The organism is Candidatus Angelobacter sp. (assembly GCA_035607015.1).
Taxonomy (GTDB): domain Bacteria; phylum Verrucomicrobiota; class Verrucomicrobiia; order Limisphaerales; family AV2; genus AV2.
Map to the genome: position 1 here is coordinate 1 of DATNDF010000029.1, position 2,582 is coordinate 2,582.

Annotated in this window: 4 protein-coding genes; 3 read left to right on the plus strand and 1 reads right to left on the minus strand. The window is 59.2% G+C overall.

The features are described from left to right. The 3 genes from VN887_01220 to VN887_01230 form a co-directional block, all read left to right on the plus strand. Nucleotides 1-338 (plus strand): co-chaperone GroES (locus tag VN887_01220; GenBank protein HXT38621.1); only part of this gene is annotated, 338 nt, incomplete at its 5' end. Between the two features lie 127 nt (nt 339-465). Then, nucleotides 466-858, plus strand: a complete 393-nt coding sequence (locus VN887_01225; protein HXT38622.1) for a hypothetical protein — start codon at nt 466-468, stop codon at nt 856-858. A 613-nt stretch (nt 859-1,471) separates the two neighbouring features. Continuing rightward, entirely contained in the window at nt 1,472-1,792 is a 321-nt protein-coding gene (locus VN887_01230) for a hypothetical protein (GenBank protein HXT38623.1), read from the plus strand. Between the two features lie 134 nt (nt 1,793-1,926). Here VN887_01230 and VN887_01235 read toward each other — a convergent pair whose 3' ends face one another. After that, nucleotides 1,927-2,574: a hypothetical protein gene (locus VN887_01235; protein HXT38624.1), complete on the minus strand. Its 648-nt coding sequence runs from the start codon at nt 2,572-2,574 to the stop codon at nt 1,927-1,929. Nucleotides 2,575-2,582 lie beyond the last annotated feature (8 nt).

A 2,582-nucleotide genomic window follows, 5' to 3' on the forward strand; every position in this document is an offset into this window, starting at 1 on the left:
ACGACATCATCGAACCCATCGGAAAGCGGGTGGTTGTCCGCAAGGATGACAACAAGCGGGAAACCCGCAGCGGCATCGTCCTCCCCGACAGCCACGAAATCCCCGTCATCACCGGCCGGGTGATCGCCGTCGGCAAGGCGATCGAAAACGATGAGGACCAGACCATCCGCCAGTATGATAAGGTTCTGTTCGACCCCCGCGAAGCGATTCCCGTGGAATTGGAGCACGACAATCGCCTGTTCGTGGTGCATATTGACAAGGTGCTTGCGATTTTCCGGCGCTCGGGCGCCGCAGCGAATGGGAAAAAACCCGCAGACGAAGCAACCGACGCAGACTGACTTCGCATAGCGGTCAATCCGCAGGCCCAAGCGATGCCTGACGGAGAACCTTGTGACGTTTTCTGCGTAAATCTCACTGAACCATCACCTTCGTTTGTCGCACCGGTTGTAAAAGGTTGTAATCCCCATGAGTAAAAAGATTGTCCTCGTCGGTCACTGCGGCCCGGATAACAGTTATTTACGAATGGCCGTTTCATCGGCCGTCCGGTCCGCTACCGTTCTCGCAGCCGACGATGCGCGCGAGCTCGACACGATGCTCGCCCAGGGCGTCGATCTGCTGCTGCTCAACCGCGAGCTTGGCTGGGGGTTCGATCAAACCGAAGGCGTGGACGTCATCCGCACGCTCCGCGCCAAGCATCCCAACGTCAAAATGATGCTGGTCAGCAACTATCCCGAAGCCCAGACCGCCGCCGAGGCCGCCGGCGCTTTGCCGGGCTTTGGCAAACGGGAAATCGGTAGCGCGCGGGTCACGCAATTGCTCCGCGACGCGATGGCGTCGGACGCGCCGGCGAAAGCGTGAACGGTCTGTCATTTTTCCCTACCCCTCGGCCCAGACAGCCCGCCCAATGCTGGCGAGGTTTGTGGTTGGGAGGTCTGGCGGTACCACCCGACCCCGCCCCGCTCGGCAGGCGAGCGGGCGTGAGCCATTTTTAATTCCCGGCCGGGCCATGAGTTAGGCCAGCTTTTTTCGCGCTCCAATTCAAAAATAAGGACTTACGCCCAACGACATTTTGACGGGGTTGCGTCAAAGACCCTCGCCAACGCCGCGGGCTGTCGGGAAGTTAGCAGTTACAAGCGCGTGTTTTATGTCGCCGGCATCGGGTCAAACCCGGCCTGCCCGCTGGGGCCGGATTATCGCCAGGTTGGGGCCGAGCATGTTTTCATCGGTGCTTCGCCGGCGCTCCGCGCCGAAGCGCAGCGCGCGTGCAAGGTTTGGCCGGGCCTGGAGATGGGCGGCGGCGACGAATCATCGAGCTCGCCGGAGCGCGAAAAAATCGATTTGCATGAAACCCGATCCCGCCGCGAGCGGCCGGGGCTAAACGGGCGGGACTTCGCCCGAAGTTTCACGAGCCAATTCGCGGCGACCGCCGGCGCGATCGACACGGATGTCGGTGTTGGAGACAATCGCGTGGATGAGCAGCGGGGAGCAAAACAGTCCGGGCCTGCCGCGCGTGCTGTCGGTGCTGGACTTGCTGACCGAAGAGGAACTGGTGGAGTTAAACCACCGCATCGTGCAGCGGCTGCGGCTCATGCAGGAGATTCGCGCCCACGGCAACATGATGAATTTCCGCATCGGGCAGCGGGTTCGCTTCATCAACCCCGCCGGCGAGGTGATCCGCGGCGTGCTCACGCGGCACAACCGCAAATCGGTCACCGTGGTGACCGACACCGGCCATCAATGGCGCGTCTCGCCGTCGATGCTGGAAGCGGATGAACATGGAGCACCGAAATGATGGTCGGTTTTCTGGGCTGACAATCTTAAAAGGTGGATGTCACCTTTAACGCCACTGTCACCTTTAACGCCACTGTCACCTTTAACGCCACCTTTAACGATCCAGGAGTGACTCCCTTTTGATTTCTCCAGACGCTAATTGGCACGTTTGGCTATTTCAATCCAAGAGGAGACGGGTCGCTCAACAGCAACTCCAGGGTGATCATCGTGCGTTGTGTCCGACTGGGGCAAGGAGAGAATTGAATCCGTTGAAACGGTCAGTTTGAGCGGAACCCATTGACCGGATTTCTTTGCGAACGTGAAAACATAGGATTTCGTCGCAAAAAGTGCGGAAACGGGATGCACAGGCTGCGTTCGCTTTCGGCTGAACGAATCGCGCAGCGCAGCCACTCCGACGATTGGGGTCGAGATGCTATCAGACTTTTTCAGATCCACGCTCATCACCTCAACAACATTCTTTTGTTCGTAAACGCCGCCGTCAGGGAAGCCGGAGAACTTCTCCTTGTTCTGTTGCACTAGCTCCTTTTGCACCTCGATTGAAAATCGCTTTACGAATTCCTGGAAGTCTTCGATCTGCGGCGGGGCGTCTGATGGCTTTGATGTTGCCGCCGCGAGCTCGTTGCGCAGTCGCTCGTTCTCCGTCCGCAACCTAGTGATTTCTTTCGTCAGGTGAACGTCTTCAGAAAGCGGACGACTTGCGGGCAACGGTGTGGGTTCAACGCGGGGAACACGGGCAGTCTCACTCGGCGGTGCTGGTGCCGCGGCTGGCGAACGGAGGATCAATGTCGCCG

What these genes read in the sequence shown, in the direction of transcription:
- VN887_01230 (HXT38623.1), top strand. Translation starts at nt 1,472, where the DNA reads ATGAGCAGCGGGGAGCAAAACAGTCCGGGCCTGCCGCGCGTGCTGTCG.
- VN887_01225 (HXT38622.1), top strand. Translation starts at nt 466, where the DNA reads ATGAGTAAAAAGATTGTCCTCGTCGGTCACTGCGGCCCGGATAACAGT.